27 protein-coding genes are annotated in these 22897 nt (G+C 35.1%); all 27 read right to left on the reverse strand.

The features are described from left to right. Positions 1–31: 31 nt before the first annotated feature. Positions 32–1126 (reverse strand): flagellar motor switch phosphatase FliY, encoded by a 1095-nt coding sequence (gene fliY, locus AC4BC5_RS04480; protein WP_490496975.1) that lies wholly within the window; start codon positions 1124–1126, stop codon positions 32–34. Next, entirely contained in the window at positions 1123–2139 is a 1017-nt protein-coding gene (fliM, locus tag AC4BC5_RS04485; RefSeq protein WP_490496976.1) for a flagellar motor switch protein FliM, read from the reverse strand. The genes fliY and fliM overlap by 4 nt, the downstream gene beginning before the upstream one ends. Before the next feature lie 13 nt (positions 2140–2152). Continuing rightward, the gene (locus AC4BC5_RS04490) at positions 2153–2548 is read right to left on the reverse strand and encodes a chemotaxis protein CheW (RefSeq protein WP_490496977.1); all 396 of its coding nucleotides are present in this window, start codon (positions 2546–2548) and stop codon (positions 2153–2155) included. A gap of 17 nt (positions 2549–2565) precedes the next feature. Next, a complete protein-coding gene (locus tag AC4BC5_RS04495) occupies positions 2566–2928 on the reverse strand; it encodes a response regulator (protein WP_490496978.1) in 363 nt (120 codons plus the stop codon). A 14-nt stretch (positions 2929–2942) separates the two neighbouring features. Then, entirely contained in the window at positions 2943–3530 is a 588-nt protein-coding gene (locus AC4BC5_RS04500) for a chemotaxis protein CheC (RefSeq protein ID WP_490496979.1), read from the reverse strand. A gap of 3 nt (positions 3531–3533) precedes the next feature. After that, positions 3534–5621, reverse strand: a complete 2088-nt coding sequence (locus tag AC4BC5_RS04505; RefSeq protein ID WP_490496980.1) for a chemotaxis protein CheW — start codon at positions 5619–5621, stop codon at positions 3534–3536. A 20-nt stretch (positions 5622–5641) separates the two neighbouring features. Beyond that, on the reverse strand, positions 5642–6412 hold the full coding sequence (locus tag AC4BC5_RS04510; RefSeq protein WP_490496982.1) for a CheR family methyltransferase: 771 nt from the start codon (positions 6410–6412) through the stop codon (positions 5642–5644). Between the two features lie 5 nt (positions 6413–6417). Continuing rightward, positions 6418–7437 (reverse strand): protein-glutamate methylesterase/protein-glutamine glutaminase, encoded by a 1020-nt coding sequence (locus AC4BC5_RS04515; RefSeq protein ID WP_490496983.1) that lies wholly within the window; start codon positions 7435–7437, stop codon positions 6418–6420. Between the two features lie 13 nt (positions 7438–7450). Continuing rightward, the gene (locus AC4BC5_RS04520) at positions 7451–7942 is read right to left on the reverse strand and encodes a chemotaxis protein CheD (protein WP_490496984.1); all 492 of its coding nucleotides are present in this window, start codon (positions 7940–7942) and stop codon (positions 7451–7453) included. Then, positions 7929–8414 (reverse strand): chemotaxis protein CheW, encoded by a 486-nt coding sequence (locus tag AC4BC5_RS04525; RefSeq protein ID WP_490496985.1) that lies wholly within the window; start codon positions 8412–8414, stop codon positions 7929–7931. The genes AC4BC5_RS04520 and AC4BC5_RS04525 overlap by 14 nt, the downstream gene beginning before the upstream one ends. Positions 8415–8445: 31 nt before the next feature. After that, positions 8446–9738: a methyl-accepting chemotaxis protein gene (locus AC4BC5_RS04530; protein WP_490496986.1), complete on the reverse strand. Its 1293-nt coding sequence runs from the start codon at positions 9736–9738 to the stop codon at positions 8446–8448. Positions 9739–9879: 141 nt separating this feature from the next. Beyond that, positions 9880–10599, reverse strand: a complete 720-nt coding sequence (locus AC4BC5_RS04535; protein ID WP_490496987.1) for a cell division ATP-binding protein FtsE — start codon at positions 10597–10599, stop codon at positions 9880–9882. A gap of 12 nt (positions 10600–10611) precedes the next feature. Beyond that, on the reverse strand, positions 10612–11394 hold the full coding sequence (locus tag AC4BC5_RS04540; protein ID WP_490496988.1) for a flagellar hook-basal body protein: 783 nt from the start codon (positions 11392–11394) through the stop codon (positions 10612–10614). Positions 11395–11408: 14 nt separating this feature from the next. Next, a complete protein-coding gene (locus AC4BC5_RS04545; RefSeq protein ID WP_490496989.1) occupies positions 11409–12110 on the reverse strand; it encodes a flagellar hook-basal body protein in 702 nt (233 codons plus the stop codon). After that, entirely contained in the window at positions 12107–12817 is a 711-nt protein-coding gene (locus tag AC4BC5_RS04550) for a sigma-70 family RNA polymerase sigma factor (RefSeq protein WP_490496990.1), read from the reverse strand. The genes AC4BC5_RS04545 and AC4BC5_RS04550 overlap by 4 nt, the downstream gene beginning before the upstream one ends. Positions 12818–12836: 19 nt before the next feature. Beyond that, positions 12837–14915: a flagellar biosynthesis protein FlhA gene (gene flhA / locus AC4BC5_RS04555; RefSeq protein ID WP_490496991.1), complete on the reverse strand. Its 2079-nt coding sequence runs from the start codon at positions 14913–14915 to the stop codon at positions 12837–12839. Positions 14916–14938: 23 nt separating this feature from the next. Beyond that, positions 14939–16003 (reverse strand): flagellar biosynthesis protein FlhB, encoded by a 1065-nt coding sequence (flhB, locus tag AC4BC5_RS04560; protein WP_490496992.1) that lies wholly within the window; start codon positions 16001–16003, stop codon positions 14939–14941. Positions 16004–16016: 13 nt separating this feature from the next. Beyond that, complete coding sequence (fliR, locus tag AC4BC5_RS04565) at positions 16017–16769, reverse strand: flagellar biosynthetic protein FliR (RefSeq protein ID WP_490496993.1); 753 nt, start codon at positions 16767–16769, stop codon at positions 16017–16019. 9 nt (positions 16770–16778) lie between these two features. Continuing rightward, positions 16779–17042, reverse strand: coding sequence for a flagellar biosynthesis protein FliQ (gene fliQ / locus AC4BC5_RS04570; protein WP_490496994.1), 264 nt, complete (start codon positions 17040–17042; stop codon positions 16779–16781). 17 nt (positions 17043–17059) lie between these two features. Next, a complete protein-coding gene (gene fliP, locus AC4BC5_RS04575; protein WP_490497499.1) occupies positions 17060–17773 on the reverse strand; it encodes a flagellar type III secretion system pore protein FliP in 714 nt (237 codons plus the stop codon). Between the two features lie 34 nt (positions 17774–17807). Then, complete coding sequence (locus AC4BC5_RS04580; protein WP_490496995.1) at positions 17808–18185, reverse strand: flagellar biosynthetic protein FliO; 378 nt, start codon at positions 18183–18185, stop codon at positions 17808–17810. An 8-nt stretch (positions 18186–18193) separates the two neighbouring features. Further along, a complete protein-coding gene (locus AC4BC5_RS04585; RefSeq protein ID WP_490496996.1) occupies positions 18194–18715 on the reverse strand; it encodes a flagellar basal body-associated FliL family protein in 522 nt (173 codons plus the stop codon). Between the two features lie 13 nt (positions 18716–18728). Further along, positions 18729–18932, reverse strand: a complete 204-nt coding sequence (locus tag AC4BC5_RS04590; RefSeq protein ID WP_490496997.1) for a flagellar FlbD family protein — start codon at positions 18930–18932, stop codon at positions 18729–18731. Between the two features lie 33 nt (positions 18933–18965). Further along, positions 18966–19820, reverse strand: coding sequence for a flagellar hook-basal body complex protein (locus AC4BC5_RS04595; protein ID WP_490496998.1), 855 nt, complete (start codon positions 19818–19820; stop codon positions 18966–18968). 34 nt (positions 19821–19854) lie between these two features. Then, complete coding sequence (locus AC4BC5_RS04600; protein WP_490496999.1) at positions 19855–20283, reverse strand: flagellar basal body rod modification protein; 429 nt, start codon at positions 20281–20283, stop codon at positions 19855–19857. 17 nt (positions 20284–20300) lie between these two features. Next, positions 20301–22442 carry a flagellar hook-length control protein FliK gene (locus AC4BC5_RS04605; RefSeq protein ID WP_490497000.1) on the reverse strand — a complete coding sequence of 714 codons (2142 nt, stop codon included), beginning with the start codon at positions 22440–22442 and terminating at the stop codon, positions 20301–20303. A gap of 26 nt (positions 22443–22468) precedes the next feature. Beyond that, on the reverse strand, positions 22469–22888 hold the full coding sequence (gene fliJ / locus AC4BC5_RS04610; protein WP_490497001.1) for a flagellar export protein FliJ: 420 nt from the start codon (positions 22886–22888) through the stop codon (positions 22469–22471). Positions 22889–22897: the final 9 nt, after the last annotated feature.

The raw sequence follows: 22897 nt of genomic DNA on the forward strand, positions 1-22897 counted from the left end.
TTAAACGGATTCGCTTAACTTTTTTTTATTTTTAATTTAGATGATGCAATCGTTGTTTCGGAGATAAGATATTAGTTATGCGTACACCAAAGTTCTCATTAATAACGACTACTTCTCCTGTAGCGATAAGCTTGCCATTAACTAAAATCTCCAATGGCTCATCTGTTAACTTATCTAATTCAACCACCGATCCTGTATTTAGGGATAAAATATCTTTAATAGATTTTTTACTCTTACCTAAAGTAACACTCAAGTCCAATGGCACGTCTAAAATCAAATCTAAATTATCCCCATCAACACTTGATCTAGCAGTTAATGGTTGAAACTCTGCTTGATTTATTTCTACTTTACGCTGTGGTTGTTGAACTGTTTGCGTTGCTTGTGATTGTACCGGCTGTGGCTCTGGTTGAACAATTTTTTGTTCAGTTATCGGTGCAGGTTGACGCAAATCTTCTGCCTGATCTGCCAGCATTGCTTCCATAATTTCATTGACTACATCATTTGTAAAAACTTGCATAATTTCACTTTCAATAACACCTTCAACACTCAATGAAAATGAAATGCGATAAATATCTTCATCTAAAACAATACCATCATAATCAATTTCTGCTTCATTTTCCCACAAATTCACAACTGGGGGTAAGATATCAACTTTACGATTAATCATCGTTGCCATGGATGTCGATGCTGAACCAATCATTTGATTCATTGCTTCGGCTACAGCACTTAATTCTAATTCAGTGAATTTTGTGTTTTTAGGCTCACCCTCGCCACCCATCATTAAATCAGCGATAATAATCGCATCACTAACTTCTAATAACATCAAGTTGGTTCCATATAATCCTTCTTTGAACTCAACAGTGGTTGACACTTTGGGCGCTACTAACCCTTTTAAAATTTCCCCAAATTTTACTTTTGAAACACGTGGTGTAGTAATCATTACGCGTCGATTTAGGATAGAAGACAATGTTGTTGCCGCTTGAGACATCGAAATATTGCCCACTTCACCAATAATATCAAACTTATCTTGCTCTGTTAATGAGTTATCCGGCTCACTTGTTGGAGTAGAGATAGAACCTCCATTTAACATTGCATCAATTTCTTCTTGTGACAGACTTTCACTCATTCGTTCTGATCTCCTTCCAATTTATCTATTAATTCAATTGCGTATTGGTCACCTTTCTTACCCGGAATTACTCGATAGAAAGGTTTTCCTTCAATAAATGTATCTAACGGGTCAGTGGTTTTACGATCTAATTTGATTACGTCCCCTGGTACTAGGTGAAGGAAATCAGAAAGACTCATTTGAGCCTCCCCTAAAAGAACTTCTAGCTCTAAGTCAACACCATTCAAACTCTTTTGTAATTCATCAGAATCTTCTTGGCTTGATGATTTATTCGAATCAAACCAGTTACGGAAACTCAATTTATCAACAATACCTTCAAAGAAAACATATGGAATACAAATATTAATAAATGTTTGTACTTTGAAAATTTTTACAGTAAAGGTAACTAGTACAACAGGTTCATTGGGAGACATATTTTGCAACAATTGGGGGTTTGTATCCATTCCTCCTAATACAGTTGATAGATTAACAATATCCTTCCAAGCATGCTCAAAAGCAGAGGTTAGTTGAGACATAATTTCTTCTAAAATTGCTAGTTCGATATCTGTAAAAGATTTTTTATCTAACGAATCTACTTCTGAACGCTCTCCTTGTTCTTGATGAATTTCTGTTCCACCACATAACAATTCAACCAACAACATACACAGTTGTGGATTCATTTCAATGATTTGAATACCATTCATTGGTTCTGATTGCAGTAATCCTAATAATGTGAATTTAGGAATTGAATGGATAAACTCCTCATAACTGATTTGTTCGATTGCTGCTAATTGAAAAGCAGCATTCGTTCTTAACTGTGTTGATAAAGCATTGCTTCCCATTTTCGAAAAATCTTCAAAAATCATATACAACGTATTGATATACTCTTTTGAAAGCTTGGTTGGTCTTCGAAAATCGTAATTCTTAACTCTGGATTGTTCGTTTTCTATTTCAACTGTTTCTTGAGTAATCTTACCACTACTCATGGCATTTAACAGATTATCAATCTCTTGTTGCGACAATACCTGATCCAATTCAATCCCCCATTTACTCAAAAATCATGTGATTTACTTGAATCACATTTGCTACCTTATCTGGAAAAGATACAATACCTGAATAGTATTCGTACCCATCCTCATCTACTAACTGAATATCTTCTACTTCAATATCGACAACTTCAACTACTTCTTCAATCAACAACCCTTTTTTCTCTTCGTTTTGTTTCATGATTAAAATATTTCGGTTGGTATTTGCAGAAGGAACACCTATTAATTGCGATAAGTTCACAACGGTTAATACGGTGCCTCGTAAATTAATCAATCCTTCTACCCAATGTGGTGCCAGAGGAACTTTCGTAATCCGAATGGTATCGATTACTTCTTCCACGGCATCTGCTGAGATGAGAAAGTTTTGATGATTCATTTTAAATAGAATCATTTGCATCTTGGTCCATCTCCTTTTTAAGAAAGAGCTTTATCTACAGCTTTGATTACACGATCTGTATCGAATGGTTTAACGATAAAATCAACTGCTCCAGCACGGATAGCATCCATTACCATTCCTTGTTGCCCCATCGCACTGCACATGACAACTTTAGCTGACCCATCCGCTTCACGAATCATTTTCAATGCTTCTAGTCCATCAACTTCTGGCATTGTAATGTCCATTGTTACTAAGTCTGGTTTCACTGCTTGATATTTTTCAAAAGCTTCCTGCCCATTTTGAGCTTCACCAACGACTTCATAGCCGTTTTTTTCTAAAATATCTTTTAATTTCATGCGCATAAATACTGCGTCATCTACAATCAATACTGTTTTTGCCATTTATTTTTCTCTCCTCAAATTCCTAAAGTTGTTAAAAATTTTTCAATAACGCCTTCCTCTGGTATAAAAAATAAGGAGGCATCTAATTTGTCTGCGTCATACGTAAATTCATTGCGAATAACCATAATTTGATCATCAAATTGATTTAATTCCATGTAAATACTACTAATAATTGCACCAAAATAATCATATTGTATCATAGGTAAAGATGCAATCAGTTGATTGTTTAAAAAACTTCCAATTGCCCCTAAAAAAGAATTGGAAACAATATTAGTCAGTTCATTTACTGCCGAGTATTTTACTTCATCTGTAAATTCTGATGTTCCTACCATGAACTCTGTCATTTTGTCAGCAGCTGAATTTGTTAAAACAAATAAAAATACACCGCGAACGTCGCCTAAAATTTGGCTCACAACTGCATAAACTTCTTCATTTTCAGATAAAATTTGTTCATAAAGTTTGTCATAACTTAAAATTTCAACTTCAGGTACACGCATATCAATCGTACGATTAACCATCATCGAAATACTGGTTGCTGCATGACCGCCACCAATATTAATAATTTCTCTCAGTCCATCTAATTGTAAGTCTGTATAAGTCATCTATTAATTCCTCTGATCATGACAAATCGCATTGATATCTAAAATAAGAGCAATTGACCCATCGCCTAATATCGTTGCGCCTTGATACTTTCTAATTTGTTGTAAGATACTATCAATTTTTTTAATTACGATTTCTTGCTGACCGATTAATTCATCCGATAAAATACCGTAATAACGTTGATCGATATTAACGATAATAGCATAGTGCTTCCCAGTATGATTCGTTTCGACTCCTAGTAATTCATTGGTACGAATAATTGGAATCATTTCACCTTGAAATTCATAGACTTCTTCATTTAACGTTTCCTCAATTTCGGCTTCACGAATCATTACGACACGTTCTACGATATCTAGTGGGATGGCAAAATTTTCATTCCCGATCCGCACCATCAATGCTTCAATAATAGACAAGGTTAACGGTAATTTTATAATAAAAATAGTTCCCACATTTACTTGGCTACGAAGTTCAATCGTTCCACCTAATGAAGTAATTTTTGATTTCACCACGTCCATCCCGACACCACGGCCAGAAATATTCGTTACTTCTTTAGCTGTCGAAAATCCTGGATGGAAAATCAATTGTTGAATCTCCTCATCGCTGAGACCATCTACAGATATGCCTTTTCTTTCAGCACTTGCTCTGATGACAGCTGGATCTAGTCCTTTTCCATCATCTTCAATTGTAATCATGACTTGGTTTCCTTCTTGAAACGCAGATAAACGAATCGTTCCTTTACGTTCTTTTCCTAAACGTTCTCGTTCTTCTGGTAGCTCAATGCCATGATCAACTGAATTTCTTAATAAATGGACAAGTGGCTCACTTAGTTCAGAAACAACAGTTTTATCTAGTTCTGTTTCTTCACCTGTAATAATCAAATCCATTTCTTTGTTTAATTCATTTGACAAATCACGTACCATTCTTGGAAAACGACTGAAGACAACTTTGACTTGTTGCATACGAATCTTTAAGACTAAATCTTGCAATTCTGAAGTTAAACGCGACACTTGTTCAAGCGATTCTTTAATATCAGCTATATTAGCACGAGTACTCACTTCTTCTAATTGATTACGATAAACTACCAATTCTGAGACAAGATTCAAAAATAAATCTAAACGAGATAAATCAACACGAATCGATTGATTATTATGATGATGTTGTTGTGCAGATTTATTGGTTGCTTCTACTTTAACAAGCTCGTTTTCTATGGTCGGTTCTACTGTTTTTTCTGCTAGTACTTCATCCATTGGTTCTACTGCTTGCACACTGCCAACTTCTTCGTCTGGAAGCAGTATACTTACTTGTTCGTCTAAGATATGGCGTGTTTCATCAAAATGTTCAACTTTGACTTCTTCCACTTCACTATTTCCTAGTAAATTTTCTAAAACGCGTTCTTTATCATTTTTTGTTAGATAAATAACATGGAAGTCTGAATCGAAATCGCCTTCTTCTAACGCTTCAGTAGTTGGTTCTGTGTGAAGAATATCGCCTTCTTGTTCTAACTTTTCCATAATCAAAAAGGCTCGAGGTCCTTTTAACAAAGAATCTTCTTCTAAACGAACAGAGATACTATATGATTGGTAATCATCGTTAATTGCACTTTTAATAACATGTAAATCACTATCTTCCAATTGTCTAAAACCTACAACTAAATCTCCCGATTGAAAAACGTCACTAACTGCATCCACAGGCTCTGATTCTTGAATCGTGCCTTGTTCAACTACATTTAACTCTGCTAACAACTCTTCAATTGATTCATGCGTTAATTCTTTTTCTTCACGTAAATCTTCGACTAAGCTAGATAACTTATCCAAACAACGAAAAACTAATGAGATTGAACTACTTGTGACATCAACCGAACCTTCTTTGAATTTTTCAAAGATATTTTCCATTTTGTGGGTTAATTCGGTCATTACATCATAGCCCATCGTTGCTGCCATTCCTTTTAAGGTATGAGCTGAACGAAAGATTTCATTTAATAGACTGGCATCATTGGGATTACTTTCTAATTCCAATACATTGTCATTTAACTGTTGTAGATGGTCATCTGTTTCCTCGAAGAACAGTGTACGATAAATACTGTTATCATCCACGGCTTCTCCCACTCCTAATTCTACATTTTTTGATAAATAAACGAATCAATTTTCTTTAATCCAAATTTCTCTGAAAAATTGATTGTTTCTGTTGCACCTGTAAATAAGATGCCTCCTGGTACTAACGATTCGCTAAATTTACGATAAACTTCATCACGCGCATCATTTTTAAAATAAATTGTTACATTTCGACAAACAATAATCTGACACTTATCTTCATAACGATCTTTTAACAAGTCATGTTTTTTAAACATCACTTGACGTTTAATTGTTTCCTTTAATTGATATTGATCACTAGTAAGCTTATTGAAATACAACTCTCGATCAGTTACTGGGATGTTCTTAATTTCATTTGGTTTATAGGTGGCTTCTTTGGCTTTTTGAAGAATTGTTCGGTCAATATCTGTTGCGATAATTTTTGCCGTTTGAATTTTATTTTTTTGTAAAATCATTGCTAGCGTATAAGGTTCTGCACCAATAGAGCAGGCAGCACTCCAAATTTTCAAACGTGAAAACTGCTGATTTAATGTGACTAGATTTTTTTCAAAGGTGTCAAACAATTCCCGATTACGATAAAATTCTGTCACATTAATGGTAATGTGTTCTAAAAACTCCTGCTTCGCTACAGGATCACGTTCTAAAATTTTTGCATAAGCTTCTAACGTTTTTACTCCACGAGATTCCATAATATTAGCAATACGTCGTTGCATTTGTTTTTCTTTATACGCATCTAGTTGAATACCTAGTTTATCTTTCACCCATTTATTAAAAAACTCAAAATTCAATTGCATCTAGCTCACCTCACCATTTGTCTTAGTTTCGGACCAATTTCCTCTAAACTTAAAACCTCATTTACTACCCCAGACATAATCGCCTGACGTGGCATCCCAAAAACAACACTTGATTCTTTATCTTGAGCTATGGTATAACCGCCCAATCGTTGAATTTCACGCATTCCTTCTGCTCCGTCTTTCCCCATTCCTGTCAAAATAACACCAATCAATTCCCGACGGTACATTTGGGCAGCTGATTTAAATAAATAGTCCACTGCTGGTCGAGTTCCATGAACTTTCGCTTCTTGGTTTAAGCTAATTTTCCCTTGATTTACTGTCATATGATAGTCTCCTGGACAAAGATATACGCACTTTTCAATCGGCATTCCATCTTGCGCTTCTTTAACAGTTACTTTACTTTCATCGTCCATTCTTTTAGCAAAAGACGTTGTAAATCCTTTTGGCATATGTTGGACAATAAAAATGGGTACACTTAAGGTTGCTGGCAAAGACTGGCTAATTTTTAATAACGCTTTAGGACCACCTGTCGACGCACCAATTACAACCGCTTGAACACGACTTGGTAATGAACGTTCTTTAATAACAGGTATACTAGTTTCAACTTTTTCAATACGCTCAATGCGTCGTGACATACGACGATTTTGCGCATGAATGCTTTTAATTTTCCCGTAAAATTCACGAATCCATTCATCTTGGATTTCTCTAATGTTTGTCGGTTTTTCAACGAAATCGGCTGCACCTAAAGCTAGTGCTTCAATGGTAATGTCTTTATTGGAGAGTGCGCTTAGCATAATTACAGGAATATCATACAGACGTTTTATTTCTTTCAATGTATCTAATCCATTCAAAATGGGCATTTCAACATCCAATAGTACTAAATCCGGCTGTTTATCTTCTAATAATTTCAACGCATGTTTTCCATTTCTCGCCGCATTAGAGACGTGAATATTTGGCATTTTTTCTAATAAGTCTGTAACAATTTTTCTCATGAATGCAGAATCATCTACTACCAAAATATCCATCTAGTCTCCTCCTTTAAATGTAGACAATTTCTTGATTTACAATTCGCACAGTCGTTTTAAAATCATCTAAATCAACAATCATTGTTCGCCCTGCGTTGCCCCCAACATGCTTAGCTACAATTGGAATTCGTAATTCTTTTAAGACTTTTTCAACTGCTTCAATATTTCTTTGACCAATCCCCATTGAAGCTGTACTAGAATGAAAGCCAAACATACTAGCACCACCCACGATTTTAGCCTTCAAACGTGGGAAAGGTACTTGTTGTTTTAACTCACCTACCATTTCTGGCAAAGCTAAATCAGCAAATTTAGCAACTTTTACTTCTTGTTTAGCAACGAACATCGTGCTATCAGGTAGCATGATATGACTTAGTCCACCTACTTTGGTTTTTTCATCATAAATGATTGTGCCAATACACGAACCTAAACCTACTGTAATTAATTTATTAGGAGCTTTTCCTAATTTATAATCAGAAATACCTACTCTAATTTCAGTCTGCATCATCAATGGTATCCTCGACATCAGTGAACTGTTCAAGCTCTTGAAAAGCCGCTTGCGTTTGTTCATTGTTAAATAGATAGTCCAGTTCCAATAGCATGACGACTTCATCTTCTAATTTCAAGAATTTTTCGATGTATCCTTTTTTTAGCAATGATTTGACTAAGTCTTGTTCGTAATTGGTTTCTTCCATATAAGAAATACCAATAATATCTTCTACATATAAACCTTGCGAATGACCTTCAAAACGGCATAAAATAACTTTGCTTTCTTCTGTTTGTTCTGAAAACTGATTAAATAATTTTTTGCGCACATCAACAATTGGCACCATATTGTCATGATATTCATAAACACCTAAAATAAATTCCGCAACTTCAGGCAATTCAATGAATCGATTCGCTTCAATGACACGGTCAACATTTGTCACTCTAATAGCAAATAGTTGATTGTGGCTTTTAAAAACAACATACTGCTCCATATCTATTTTCTTCCTTTTTCATTTTTTCCTTTTACAACTTAAAGTGATCTACTTGAAATTTAAGAATACTAGCCATTGTTGCAATTTCTTGGATTTCTGACTCAAATTTTTCAATAATAATTGAAACATTTTCTAAATTAGAACTTACTTCTTGGGTACTAGCAGAAGTATCAGAAATTGCATTTGAAATATTGTTAACTGAGCGTTGGACTAGATCCTTTTTCGCTACAATATTTTTAATATGAGCTTCCACTGATTGAATACTTGCAATAAACGAATCGACAACATCGGTAATTTCGTTTGATGACTCAATCGCTTTATTTAAGGTTTGCGTTTGTTTCTCGCCATTCTCAAAAGAAGTCGTCACTGTCTTCACCATGTGCTCAGATTTATTCCGAATATTTTCCATAATGTTACGAATATTTTTAGTTGATTGACTACTTTGTTCAGCTAATGTACGAACTTCATCAGCAACGATTGCAAAGCCATGACCCGCTTCCCCAGCACGAGCTGCTTCAATTGATGCATTTAAAGCTAATAAATTAGTTTGTTCTGAAATATCATTAATCAGTTGAACAATTTGTCCAATGCTCTGAATGTCTTGATTCATCTCTTTCATCTCTTCAACAAGTTGAGATTGTCCCAAACGTTCAGTTTCCCAACGTTCAAATACTTTAAACATTAATTCAGCGTTACGAATATTACTATTTTTCGCTTGATCAATATAGCTATCAATCTGTTTTACATCACGATGAATAGCTTCAATTCCATTAGCCAGTTCATCGGTTTCTTGTACTGTTTTTTCAGCATCTGCAGCTTCTGTACTGGCAGAATCTGCAATACGATCCATATTGCCTTGAATATTTTCAACAGCTGATCGAATATCATGAGCAGTCTCATCTAATTGGGCTGCCATATCAGTCATGCGGGAACTCTCATCTTTCATCCCTAAAATTAAGGCTTTAAAGGTATTCGCAATGCCACTAAATCGTTCAATTACGTTTTGAATAATTGGATGTTTCGTAGTAATTTCAGATGCCTCTAAATGCTGAAAATCGCCTTTGTTAACATACTGTAATTGCTCTAATAATTGATTTAATACTGCATCTGTTTTTCTCTTAGAAATTGTAGTTACTATAATTGAAAGGACAATTTCTAATACTAAAACAAACACAGAAAAACGAATAAACTGTTGTGTAAGTAATGGATTATCATTAGATTTCAATACAAACATATAACAAGCAAACAAAGCAATAACCGTACTAATAAATGAAACTATTATACTTAGTGGAATACGTGAAAAAAAACGTCTTTTTTCTTTCATTGAGCTACCCTTTCTTTCAACAACATATATTAATAAATTAATTAGACACTATCTAAGACGTAGCTAAAGTTCCCTCCTTTTGGCCAAAAATGATAGTTCTGATTTAACTATCGGATATTTTTGACAAATTTAAAGCGAGACTTACCAAACATATACATCTTTTGGGTCTGAATTTTGAGTATAGCCACCAAATTTTTCATCACGAATTAAATAACCATTATCCAATTCTAATACACGTTTACGAATCGAGTTCACCATCGTACTATCGTGAGTTGCAATAATTACAGATGTCCCGGTATCATGAATGCGCAAAAAAATTTTCATCATTTCAACAGCTGACTTTATATCTAAGTTAGCCGTTGGTTCATCAGCAAGTACAACTAATGGATTATTCACCAGTGCACGAGCAATCGCAATTCGCTTCCGTTGTCCAATTGAAAGATCCGTAACTAATTTCTCTTGATGATCCAACATACCTACTTGTTCTAATGCTGCTATCGTTCTTTTATTGACCTTTTCAGGATCAGAATTTTTTTCAACCACTTCAATCGCAAAAGCCACATTTTCAAAAGCTGTATGTTGCGGTAAAAAAATATCCTCTTGAGTAACAATCCCCAATTTGCGTCGCAATAAATATAATTTAGGATCACTAATTTTATCCACTAAAATGTTACCTACTTGAATTGAACCACTAGTTAATTTTTCTTGTCTCGAAAGTAATTTCAAGAGAGTTGACTTTCCCGAACCACTAGGACCAACTAAGTAGATAAACTCCCCTGATTGTATTTGGAACGATATTTCTTTTAACGCCCAATGAGAATCATTGTTATAATTTTTACTGGCATTTTTAACTTTAATCATTTATGACTCACCTTAATCCGTAAAACGATTAACAATACTTAACATTTCATCCGTACTTTGTAACACGCGAGTATTTAATGAATAGGCACGTTGTGTTGTTATCATTTCAGTCATTGAGCGAGCTAACTCAACATTAGAATTCTCAAGCATTGATTGCTGAATTTTTCCTAAGCCTTCAATATTTTCATTAGATGTTCTTACAACAGCTCCTGGTTCAACTTGATATAAATTATCACCATTCGGTACGACTGCCTCTGAGTTTTCTGGTAAATACATCATAATTCGCCCAACAGGCGTTGCTGTACCATTAGCAGTAATTGAAATATTTCCAGCTTGGTCAATCACTGGTTTCCCTTGGGGCCATTGTTGATAAGGAACTGTTAAGGTTGTCTCAACACGTAACCCTTGATTGTTCACCAAAGTCCCATTCGTATCAAATCCAAAATTACCATCACGTGTTAAAAACAATTGATTATTCGCATCACGTACACCAAAAAAACCATTACCTTCAATCGCTAAATCCAAAGGTGAATCAGTTGCACGTAAAGCTCCTTGTCTAAAAACAACGCTCTGCTGTGTTGTTTCTAATCCACGATTAAATGCCACCGCTGCATTTTCTGGAAGATTGACTTCTTGTGCGGTAGTTTGGTTATTTAAGAGCTCACGAAAGCTTGTTTGTTTTTCTTTAAATCCAGTCGTATTTACATTAGCAATATTATTGGCAGTTCTATCTAGACTTTGTTGTAATCCATTAATTCCTGATTTGCTCACGTGTAATAAGCTATTTAAATTCATTTTTTCTCCCCCTACTAGAATCTACCTAAATCATTGACTGCTTTACGCAATGTTTCATTGGTTGTGCTCAAGACTTTTTGATTGGCTTCAAATTCTCTGGTTGCTTGAATCATCGCCACCATTTCATCAGCTACTTGAACATTCGCTTGTTCAAGGTATCCTTGATAAATACGAGGATTATTGACTATCTGAGGCTGTTCATTACTTGTATAATATGTATCGCCTTCGCTTGTTAAATTTTGTGAATTTGTAAAAGTAACTACTCGAAAATTCGGTGCTGCTAAAGTCGCTGGTTGATTGTTTTGATTGAAAACTGTGTAACCCTCTTGGGTAACATATTGATTTTGATTGTTTAAAACAAAATTACCATTGCGTGTATAGGAAACTTCACCATTAGGCATTTGCACCGCAAAATAGCCATCTGCTCCTAAAGCAAAATCTGTTGGTCGAGAAGTTTCTTGCAGTGCGCCTTTTTGAGTATTCAAAGCAGAACCTGCCAATTCGTTACTAAAAACCAAAGAACCAATGTCATTTCGGCGATTTAAACGACTACCGTTTTGATAATTGAACACATCAACTTCTTCCAAGGTTTGTTGAAATAATTGCTTTGATTGAAAACCTGGTGTTTGAACATTTGCCATATTACTACTGATGTTCTCTTGACGTTTTTGTAGAATATTAAATTGGTTCGTTAATGTATCAAATGCGCGTATCATGACATTTCCTCCTGAATAATCTGTTTTAGTTTACTGATAATTTTTCCATGAATCTGCGAAACTCTTGCTATCGAAACTTCTAATACTTCAGCAATTTCTCTTAGTGTCAACTCTTCTTTATAATATAAACTTAACAAAAGTTGTTCTCTTTCTGTTAACTTTTGAATACTTACTTGTAAGGCTTGTTTATGTTCCACGTCTAGCAATTGCTCTTCTGCACTAATGATTGAAGTGTCTTTGATTGTATCTTTCAACTCAATCCCTTCATCTTCTTGGTTAAATAAAGTATCTTCCAAAGACATACTAGCCAAATAATGAATACTATCAAAAATCTCCCCCAATTGTTTAGAGTCAATTGCCATTTCTTGACAAATTTCATTGTCTGTCACTTCACGTTTTAACTCTTGTTCAAGCTTTTGCTTTACTTGGTAATATGCATTTACATGGGCCATTTTATATCGAGAAAGTTTGGCATTTTTTCGAACTTCATCAATGATTGCTCCTCTAATACGGATAGCCGCATAACTTTCAAAAGGAACCTTTTTTGTTGCATCAAACTTGTGTAACGCGTCCATCAAGCCAATCACACCAATATTAAATAAGTCGCCTTTTTCATATTCTTGACTTTTAATCCCCACTCGATTGACAACTCGTTCAACTAAAGGTAAATATTTGATGATTTCATCTTCCATATTCACTGCATACATCCCAAGCACTCCTTCCTTATTATTGCAACTCTAGACTTCCCACCGTCTCAATCATCATTTCATTTGGGATTTCATTTAATGACAACACCGCAATATCGGGAAAATTAAATGAAATTAACTTACGAAAAGCTAAACGAATTTTTGGTGATGCTAAAATGACATGTGGGATACTTTCCATCATCAAATGTTGGTGTGTATTTCCTAAACTTTCTAAAATTTGACTTACAGTTTCTGGTTTTAATACTGGATAAGATCCTGTCGCTGTTTTTTGTATACTTTGCATAATAATATCTTCAATTTTCGGATGAATTACAACTACGTTAATTGAATGATGACCATCTGCATATTTTGTTGAAATGGTTCGCTTCAACGATTGTCGGACATATTCTGTCAGCGTTTCAACATCTTTTGTTACTAGACCATAATCTGCAAGTGTTTCTAAAATAGACGCTAAATCATTTATTGGAATCTGTTCATCTAATAAGTTTTGTAAAACTTTCTGAACTTCACCTAAACGCATGATATCAGGAATCAGCTCGTCAATAACCACATTGTATTGGTCTTTGATACCCTCAAGTAATTTTTTCACTTCTTGACGTCCTAATAGTTCAGATGCGTGATTGTAAATAATTTCCTTTAGATGAGTAGCAATCACTGTTAAAGGTTCAATAATCGTAAAGCCTTGCAAATCAGCAGCATCACGATCTCTTTCATCAATCCACATAGCATCTAGATTAAAAGCCGGCTCTTTTGTTAACTGTCCTTCAAATGGAAATGGTTCGCCTTGACTAATAATCATAAATTTGTTGGGATAGATTTCACCACTTCCCACTTCATTCCCTCGAATTTTAATAGAATAGTTGTTAGGCTCAAGGTATAAATTATCACGAATACGTACAGGATTAACTAGAATACCTAACTCATGAGCACTTTGTTTACGAATAGCAACAATTCGGTTCATTAAACTATTGTCTACCGAGCTATCGACCATTGGAATCAAGGCATAGCCTATTTCAATCGAGATTGGTTCAACTTGGAAAGCCGAAACGGATTCTTCTTCCTCTTGTTGTTCTTTTTTTCTCTGTAATGCCAGTTTCTGCTCTTCTTTTTTCTGCTCAATAATAGCTTTTTCTTCTTGTTGCTTGATAAAAAAGCTGAAACCCATTAAGCAAGCGCCAATAAAAACAAACGGGAGAAATGGAAACCCTGGAACAATAGCTAAAATAAACAGAATGACTGCAATAATCCGAAATAGGATGGGATTTCTGGTGAAATCGCCTGCTAAATCTGCACCAAATGAACGAGAATTATCGGAACGAGTCACAATAACCCCAGAAGCAACTGAAATTAACAATGCTGGTATAGAACTAACTAAGCCATCCCCAATAGATAATTTACCAAACTGAGCAAAAGCCTCTCCTATTGTTAAATCGCCATTCAACGAAAAGATAACTGCTCCACCAATTAAATTAATTAATGTAATCATAATTCCCGCCATTGCATCGCCTTTGACGAATTTACTGGCACCATCCATCGAACCAAAAAAATCTGCTTCACGTTGTAAATCTTTACGACGTTGACGTGCTTGATTTTCAGTAATCAAACCTGAGTTTAAATCTGAGTCAATTGCCATTTGTTTTCCAGGCATCGCATCCAAAGTAAAACGTGCAGACACTTCTGATACACGACCTGCCCCGTTTGTTACTACGACTAATTGCACGATAGTAATAATGATAAATAAAATAATTCCGACAATATAATTACTACCGGTCACTACGTTTGCAAAAGCATCAATGACATGACCGGCATTCCCTTTTGTCAAAATCAATCGCGTCGAGGCTAAATTTAATCCTAAGCGAAACATAGTTGTAATCAGTAAAACAGTTGGAAAAGTGGAGAATTCCAAGACATTTTTTGTAAATAACGTAATCAGTAAGATATTAAAACCAATAGTTAAATTTACAATAATTAAAAAATCCAAGACGGCTGCTGGCAAAGGTACAATGATTAAACCGATAATTCCTACTACTAAAAAGGAAATGATTACGTCGGCATAACTGACTTTTTTCAATTTTTTGCCATTTGTCGCTTCATTCATTTCTGCTCCCACTTTCTAACGTTTTACAGTTTTCTTTTATTTTTTTCTTCCATTTGATAAACTAAAGCAATGATTTCAGCTATTGCTTCATACCATTCAACAGGAATTGGCTCGCCGGCTTCAACTAATGGATATAAAGCACGAGCTACGGGTTTGTTCTCAATCATTGGTATTTCCTGAATTTTTGCTTCTTCTTTCATACGTTGAGCAAGCTCATTCGCACCTTTAGCTAAAACTACTGGTACATCGTCTTGTTCTGGATCATAGCGTAGTGCGATTGCAAAGTGTGTTGGGTTAGTAACTAAAACTGTCGCATCTTTAACATTAGCAATTGCATTTCGAACCATTGCTTGGTACTTTGCTTTACGTTGGGATTTCACTTGTGGATCTCCCTCCATTTGTTTGAATTCTTCTTTAACTTCTTGTTTGGTCATTCGTAAATTTTTACGATGTGAATATCTTTGAAAAAAATAATCAATAACGGCTAAAGCGACTAAAATAATTGCGATTTGAATAGTTACTTCTTTAACAAAATTTAGCAAAAACTGCAAAGGTTTTTGGGTACCAACCGAACTAAGATTCATTAATTCTGGAATGGCATCTTTAATTTTTATGTAACATAGATAAATAACTATCGTGAATTTCATTAGTGTTTTAAAGAGATTCATCCATGTTTGTTTGCCAAACATTCTCTTAATTCCTTCGATAGGATTCATTTTTTTAAATTGTGGTTTAATTGCTTTTTTTGAAAAAAGCAACCCTACTTGCGCAACATTTCCTATTACACCAATTAAAACTGCTATTGCAAAAAAAGGAAGACAAGCTAACATGAATACTAAAATTGCGTGAATTGCTAATTTTGGCAAATCATGTAACAAATTTTCATAATTATGTACATGTTCCATCGAAGTTACAAGGTAAGGAAGAAGTTGTTTCATCATGTATGTCCATAAAGGAACAAGCATTCCTGCAAATGCTAATAATGCCACAGCAGATGATATATCTTGACTTTTAGCGACTTCTCCACGCTCACGTGCATCTCTTAATCGTTTGGGCGTGGGTTGCTCTGTTTTATCATCTTTTGCCAATGTCCTCACCTCACTAACTTAACGACTGAATAAATTCCTGTAAAAAAGATATTGTTTCTGGTAATTTTTTTCCTAAATAACTGATAAGATTGGGTAAAATTAATAAAAACAGGGCGAAACTAACCGCATTTTTAATAGGCATTCCCAACATCAAAACATTTAAACTTGGAACTGTTCTTGAAATCACTCCTAAAACAACATCAATCACTAAGACTCCAATAACTAATGGTGCAGCAAGATTGATAGCCATTTCAAAAACGCCAACAAATAATTTAACCACCCCATCAACTGTACTACCTTGAATTGGCAAAGTACCTAACGGAATTAATTGAAAGGATAGAAGCATTCCTTTAATTAAAAAATGATGTAAATCTAAAACAAAAACAATTGCTAAACTCAACCAGTAATAAACTTTTCCATATTGTGAACTCATCATTTCAAAAGTTGGATCAAAGGCTTGTCCCATTGAAAAACCTACTTGAAAGTCAATCATATTTCCTGCCATTTCAACACCCGTAAAAACTAATTGGGTAATGTATCCCATGGCTAGACCGAGTAAGACTTCCTTCACACTAATCAAGGCAAACAATACCATCGGATAAGTGCTTGTCGCAGCCTCGACATACGGCCAAGCGCCAACAACAAAACTAACGCCCAAAATTGACCTTGCCATCATAGGTACCCCTTTTTGAGAAAACACCGGACAAACAGCTAAAAAAGAAAGAATACGAATAAAAACAAATAAAAAAACTTGAATTTGTGCCATTCTATTTCCTCATAATGAAGCAATGATTTTAAAAATCGATTGCGTAAATTCTAAAAGTAAATTTAACATAAAGTTACCTGCCAACATAAGCGTCAAAAAGATAGCAATTAGTTTCGGCACAAAACTTAATGTTTGTTCTTGAATTTGTGTTGTTGCTTGAAAAATACTAATGATTAAGCCAACTACCATGGCAACAATTATTGTCGGGCCGGCTACCAATAAGATTTTCATGAACGCTTCACGCATCACATCTAAGACTAATTGAACAGACATTTTTCTCTTCCTACTTTCTAAGCAAAACTCTTAATTAACGATTCTACTACTAGATACCAACCATCAACTAACACAAATAATAATAACTTAAACGGTAAGGAAATCATGACTGGTGACAACATAAACATCCCCATCGACATTAATACACTCGCTACGACCATATCGATAATAAGAAATGGGATGAAAATCAAAAAGCCAATACTAAAAGCGATTCGTAGCTCACTAATGATAAATGCTGGAGTTAAAATAGTCATAGGTAATTCTTCATAAGACGCATATTGACCACGCGCATCTGCTAAGTCAACAAACAATTCCACATCTTTATCACGTGTTTGCTCGTACATAAATTCCTTAATTCGAATTTCTGAGCGATCGAAAACTTCTTGTTGCGTAATTTCTTCATTTTGAAATGGCTGAATCGCCTCATTGTAAATATCTGTGTAAACAGGTCGCATCACAAAAAAAGTCAAAAACAAAGCCAAACCAATTAGGACTTGATTCGGTGGATTTTGTTGTGTTCCTAAAGCATTACGTACAAAAGATAACACCATAATAATTCGGGTGAACGATGTAGTCATTACCAATAAAATTGGAATAATTGATAATAAGGTCATCATGATGAAAGTATTAATTGTTTGGTCAGAAGAACCTGTGTTAGAAAGCAGGCCATTAATTGTATTCGTAACTTCTTCTGTATCTAATGCATGAACTTGTGTAGGAAAGACGAACATTGTTATCCCTATTCCTATCAAAATCAGCCATAAACTACTTTTCTTCATCGGATGAATTCCTCTTTCTACGTGCCAACTGTTCCGTTTTCTTTTGAATAAGTTGAGAAAACTGTTTAGGAACAATTTCTTGTGGTATTTGTTGCGATGCACGGTATTGCTTTACTTCTTCGGGAGTTAACTCACGAATGACTTCATTTGTTTGTTCCGATAAACTCATAACGTAGTATTTATCTAAAATTTTAACAATCCCTATAAAAGATGATTTGCTAACAGCAACCCTTTCAAGCACTTGCAAAGTTTTTCCTCCGCTTTGGTGCGTGCGATTGTTTAAAAAGCGCAAAAGTTGATTAGCTCCATATAATAGAATAAAAAGAAAAACAATCATCTTCACTAATAAAAATATTATTTCCATAATTGCTCCTACTGAATTGCAAGGTCCGTGATGTATACGTCACTAACTATTTCTGTACCATACGCATGATTAATCGTGTCTTTTAATTCTGTCTTCCATTGAGCTAGACCTTCTGGTGTATCTAAAATATCGCTAGCTTTCTTTTGACGCAAAACATTTACGACACTATCTCTAACTAAAGCAACATTTTTAGTAAACTCTTCATTGTCTTTTTCTTCAATTAATACGGACAGATTGACACGGATATACTGTTGACTGCCTTCACTTTTTGCTAAATTTACAACAAATTCATCTAACGGAACAATGGTTTGATCTTCTGAAACGGTTGGCTTTCCTTCTTTTTCAGCTACTTGTACTCCTGTTGCTGGTGGTAATAAAAACTTTGTCGTAACGATTGTTCCAATCACACTTCCAACTACTGCCAGTACCAGAATCAAGGGTAAGACAAGTCCCATATTCATACTCTTTTTTTCGACCTCGACTGTCCCAGCTTCCGCTTTTTGAGCGTTTCCTTTTTTCTTTTTCTCCATACTGACTCACCTCCTACGCTTCTTTTAAATTAATTGGTTGCTGAATTTTTTGGCGATACTCAATGATTCGTTGAACCACCTCGTCAGCGGCTTCGGTAACTAGCAATGTTTTTCCATCCACTAAGGTCACCATAGTATCCGGTGTTTCTTCTAAACGGTAAATCAAATCTGGATTGAGGTAAAACTGCTTTTTACTTAACGATGTGACCAGAATCATGTGAGTATCTCCTTTTAGTTAAAGTTTAGGCTATTAACGTTTTAAGTTTAATAACTCTTGAAGCATTTCATCAGATGTTGTAATACTTCTTGAGTTTGCTTGGTAAGCTCGACTAGCAACAATCATTTCCGTAAATTCAGTTGATAAATCAACATTTGACATTTCAATTTTTCCTGATTGCATCATGCCAGAACCATTTTGTCCAGCTGCTCCAAGAATCGCATCTCCAGTATTTACAGTTGCGCCATAGTTATTCCCACCTAATTTTTGTAAAGCATCGGGGTTGTTAAAAGTTGCAACTGCCACTCGACCAATGACCACATCTTGATTGCCATATTTAGCTGAAACTACTCCATATTTATCAATAGCCATTGATTGGTAAGCTTGACCATTAAATTCTTCAGGAACATTTAATGCTTCTAAAGTACTGTTATTAGTGATATCCGGTGCTGTCGTATTACTTGTACTCACTGCTCCCATTACTTTCATCCCTGAACTATTTACTAAATCCCCATTGCCATCACGTGTGAAAATACCATCTCTAGTGTATAAGTTATTTCCTTCGCCATCACGGACAACAAAGTAACCGCCACCTTCTAGATAAAAGTCTAAATCACGACCAGTTGAAGTTGGTGCTCCTGGTTCATGAATTGTATCAATTGAGCCAACTTGCACACCTAAACCAATTTGTTGCATATTTGTTCCACCAAGCCCACCTGGTTGTCCAGCTGTTGCTTGCGTAGTTGTTTGGCTCATAATATCTTGAAACATCACACGACTTGATTTGAAACCAATTGTATTTACATTAGCAATATTATTTGCGATGACATCCATTTTCACCTGTAAATTTTTCATTCCACTAACGCCTGAGTACATCGATCTTAACATTTTTCTTTTCCTCCTAATTTTCCATTAAAAATAGTTATATTTTCTCACCAATTTCTTGAATACCACTCATATAATATTCTTCTCCACCAACAACGATTGTTGCATAGCCGTCAACGAAACGGACTTTTTCCACTTTTCCTTTAACAATCTCTTCTCCGTCGCGCACACTTACCTCACGTCCTAACATTTCAAACGCTTGTTGTTGTTGGGACATCCGTACTGACTGATTCAAACCATCACCAATTTCTTTAATTTGTTGCAAAGTAGTAAACTGAACAAATTGACCAATATAATCGGTCCCTGCATTCCCACCAGATTCACCACCACCTGCTGAAACTGTGGGATTACTCATGGATGCAGAAAGGATTTTCAAAAAGTCATCCATCGAAATCTCTGAAGGATCACTTTTTTGTCTAGTAGAATACGTTCCACCAAAGCTAATATTATTAACTGCGTCTGTCATCGTTCTGTTGCCTCCTCTTAAGCTAAAATGCTGACATGACTTTCAACTTCATGTTCTACGACTTTTTCTTCTAGTTGGTTTTTTCGATACCGACCTGTCGTATTTCGTTGTTGTTGCATAGGACGTTCTTGCGAAAATCCTTGTTGAAATGATTGCGATAATGACGCTTGATTCTCATTCATTAAAGTATTCGTTGGTTCTGAACGAGTCACAGTAAATACAGGCACATTTTCTTGTTTCTGCAATACTTTATCTAACCGTGTTGTTATCGCTTCAAATATTTTTTTAGTTTGTTCGGATTGAACAGTTAATTCTAATGAAACAGATTGAGGCGTAACCTTCATTTTGACTTGGACTTTGCCTAGATTTCCTGAATCTAAATCAAAAGTCACAATTTTTTCATTGGGTCGTACCAACGTTTGTAGCTCTTGTTGAATAGGTTTAGCTATTTCTTGAACAACCTTTTCTAACGTTTGATCATGGCCATTTTGGAGTTTAGGTATATCTAAAATGAGTGTTCCTGCTTCACGAACAGGAAGCATCGCTTGTTGATTCGTTACTTTATTTGTTGGTATCGTCTCATCTATAATTGTTGGTTGTTTTTTATCATTACTTTCAGTTGATTGTTCTTCCGTTGCAACAGCCATAGTTTGTCGATTATTCTCTATATTTTTCTGTTCATTTATCAACGAATCCTTAACTTTAGTTGGGGGCGTTCGTTGAGATAGCTGCGTTCTATCTATCATTGACTCATTTGATATACTTTTTTCAATAGGATTATCTGAACTTACACGAGAGAATAAAGTTTCATCTCGTTTCTTCTCATGTAGTACTGAAGTTACATTTGGTAGTTGTCTTTCATTATTTGTCGTTATATTTTGAGATTCCACATTTTTAGTTAGCTCGGTTTCTTCTGTAATAGCTTCTACACCAATGGCATTGATGGCTGTTTTTTCTGGTAGTGGCATGGCTATTTCTAATGGTTCACTATTAAATACTGTGGGAGGTTGATTCGTTTGCTGTGACTTAGCTATTTCTGAAATAGCTTGCTGTGGATGATTGACAGATGTTGGCAGTTCATCTATCTCTAATTCAATTCCCATTGTAGTTGATTGTTTCTGTTCACTTTCTGCTACCCGATTAGTTGTCCATATAAATGGCTCAGAATTTGAACTTAGATGAGAGGAAATAGCTTCTGAGATATCCCGCTCTACTGTAGACATCGGTGCAATTGTTATTTCTGTATCCACTTGCTTAGATACACTGTTTGCTATTTGAGAAGATGCCCCACTCACCAATTCAGCAGGTTGTTTTAACTGATTATCTGGAAGTTTTTGAAGCTTTGGTAATTCATGCTCAGCTATTCGTACCGCTTGCTTCCTTGATTCTGCTAACTCATCGACTTTTGAGTTTGCTATTGGCAAGTTGAATTGTCGCTCTTCTTCTACTGTGTTTGCTTCCATTGAATCTTTACTTGATAAGGAATTTATTTTTTCATTAGAATCCTTGCTTGAATTAAGTGCTATATCTGCAGAAAAAAGTGTTGGCAGTTCACCTTTTTCAGTTGGTACTACTTCAGTCATTGGTGTCTCTGATGCTGAAAAGTTCTGGACAAGCCGCTCTTTGTTCTCTGGCAATTTGCTAGAATAAGGCTCGGCTTGATTTTTTGACAAGTCGATTGCTTCATGTTTACTTACTTTTCCAAGAAAGTTAGTTATCGCAGGACTATCTTGTTTAGAATTTAAATTACTATTTTTCTGTCCTATGCTAGGTAAAGATTCTGAGTCAGCTTGATGCTTTGGTGTGGTCATGTGACTGTGCTCATCATTTGTTGAAACATAGGGTTTACGTGGTTGACTATCCACTAAATCGTGATTAGTAAATGTAGTAAGTTGCTGCGTTATTGCTTCATTTTGTACTTGTGATGAGTCTGTTTGCGGTGATTCTTTAGAATTATTTGAATTAGAAAGAGAATTTTCATCCACTGACTGTTCTAACTCGGAATACTCAGAAGTTGTTCCTATATCTAGTTGAATCTCGTCGTCTTGTGATGAATGAAATTGTTGAAAGAACATCTGAAACATAGAACTGTCTATAGATGAGGATTGGTTGCTAGTTGTTGGAAATATACTATTGGTAATTTGATGAATTCTTTCCATTTTTCGTCCTTTCCATCAGTAACCCATTAACTGATTCTTTTTCTGTTTGCCATCTCATCTAACATTTTTTGTTCTTCACGATTTACAGCTAGCTGATGTTCCGCCAATTGTTTTTCTGATAGTTTTTCTAAAATTTTTCGTTCTTTTTGAGTAGCAATATATGCATGTAACTTCATTTCTACAAAGTGCTTCATCTCGTTAATTGTTTGAATTGTTTCAGTTAATTTCTGATTTAAATCTAATAAATACCACTGCTGAATTTGCATCCGATTCACAGTGGTTTCACGGATTTCCATCAATTCCCCTTTTTCTGCAACTATTTGTTTCAAAATTTCTTCTTGTTCATTTAAGGCTTTTTGTGCCGAAGCATATTCTCTTTTCGCTTCATTTTCTTGAATCCAACGATAATCTAAAATTTTTTCTAGTGAGAATTGAAACTTTTCCACTATTTATTC

The organism is Enterococcus sp. AMC2644 (genome assembly GCF_058216475.1).

What these genes read in the sequence shown, in the direction of transcription:
- fliY (WP_490496975.1), bottom strand. Translation starts at nt 1,126, where the DNA reads ATGAGTGAAAGTCTGTCACAAGAAGAAATTGATGCAATGTTAAATGGA.
- AC4BC5_RS04490 (WP_490496977.1), bottom strand. Translation starts at nt 2,548, where the DNA reads ATGCAAATGATTCTATTTAAAATGAATCATCAAAACTTTCTCATCTCA.
- AC4BC5_RS04495 (WP_490496978.1), bottom strand. Translation starts at nt 2,928, where the DNA reads ATGGCAAAAACAGTATTGATTGTAGATGACGCAGTATTTATGCGCATG.
- AC4BC5_RS04500 (WP_490496979.1), bottom strand. Translation starts at nt 3,530, where the DNA reads ATGACTTATACAGACTTACAATTAGATGGACTGAGAGAAATTATTAAT.
- AC4BC5_RS04510 (WP_490496982.1), bottom strand. Translation starts at nt 6,412, where the DNA reads ATGCAATTGAATTTTGAGTTTTTTAATAAATGGGTGAAAGATAAACTA.
- AC4BC5_RS04515 (WP_490496983.1), bottom strand. Translation starts at nt 7,437, where the DNA reads ATGGATATTTTGGTAGTAGATGATTCTGCATTCATGAGAAAAATTGTT.
- AC4BC5_RS04520 (WP_490496984.1), bottom strand. Translation starts at nt 7,942, where the DNA reads ATGATGCAGACTGAAATTAGAGTAGGTATTTCTGATTATAAATTAGGA.
- AC4BC5_RS04525 (WP_490496985.1), bottom strand. Translation starts at nt 8,414, where the DNA reads ATGGAGCAGTATGTTGTTTTTAAAAGCCACAATCAACTATTTGCTATT.
- AC4BC5_RS04530 (WP_490496986.1), bottom strand. Translation starts at nt 9,738, where the DNA reads ATGAAAGAAAAAAGACGTTTTTTTTCACGTATTCCACTAAGTATAATA.
- AC4BC5_RS04535 (WP_490496987.1), bottom strand. Translation starts at nt 10,599, where the DNA reads ATGATTAAAGTTAAAAATGCCAGTAAAAATTATAACAATGATTCTCAT.
- AC4BC5_RS04540 (WP_490496988.1), bottom strand. Translation starts at nt 11,394, where the DNA reads ATGAATTTAAATAGCTTATTACACGTGAGCAAATCAGGAATTAATGGA.
- AC4BC5_RS04545 (WP_490496989.1), bottom strand. Translation starts at nt 12,110, where the DNA reads ATGATACGCGCATTTGATACATTAACGAACCAATTTAATATTCTACAA.
- AC4BC5_RS04550 (WP_490496990.1), bottom strand. Translation starts at nt 12,817, where the DNA reads ATGTATGCAGTGAATATGGAAGATGAAATCATCAAATATTTACCTTTA.
- flhA (WP_490496991.1), bottom strand. Translation starts at nt 14,915, where the DNA reads ATGAATGAAGCGACAAATGGCAAAAAATTGAAAAAAGTCAGTTATGCC.
- fliR (WP_490496993.1), bottom strand. Translation starts at nt 16,769, where the DNA reads ATGGCACAAATTCAAGTTTTTTTATTTGTTTTTATTCGTATTCTTTCT.
- fliQ (WP_490496994.1), bottom strand. Translation starts at nt 17,042, where the DNA reads ATGTCTGTTCAATTAGTCTTAGATGTGATGCGTGAAGCGTTCATGAAA.
- fliP (WP_490497499.1), bottom strand. Translation starts at nt 17,773, where the DNA reads ATGTTCGTCTTTCCTACACAAGTTCATGCATTAGATACAGAAGAAGTT.
- AC4BC5_RS04580 (WP_490496995.1), bottom strand. Translation starts at nt 18,185, where the DNA reads ATGGAAATAATATTTTTATTAGTGAAGATGATTGTTTTTCTTTTTATT.
- AC4BC5_RS04585 (WP_490496996.1), bottom strand. Translation starts at nt 18,715, where the DNA reads ATGGAGAAAAAGAAAAAAGGAAACGCTCAAAAAGCGGAAGCTGGGACA.
- AC4BC5_RS04590 (WP_490496997.1), bottom strand. Translation starts at nt 18,932, where the DNA reads ATGATTCTGGTCACATCGTTAAGTAAAAAGCAGTTTTACCTCAATCCA.
- AC4BC5_RS04595 (WP_490496998.1), bottom strand. Translation starts at nt 19,820, where the DNA reads ATGTTAAGATCGATGTACTCAGGCGTTAGTGGAATGAAAAATTTACAG.
- AC4BC5_RS04600 (WP_490496999.1), bottom strand. Translation starts at nt 20,283, where the DNA reads ATGACAGACGCAGTTAATAATATTAGCTTTGGTGGAACGTATTCTACT.
- AC4BC5_RS04605 (WP_490497000.1), bottom strand. Translation starts at nt 22,442, where the DNA reads ATGGAAAGAATTCATCAAATTACCAATAGTATATTTCCAACAACTAGC.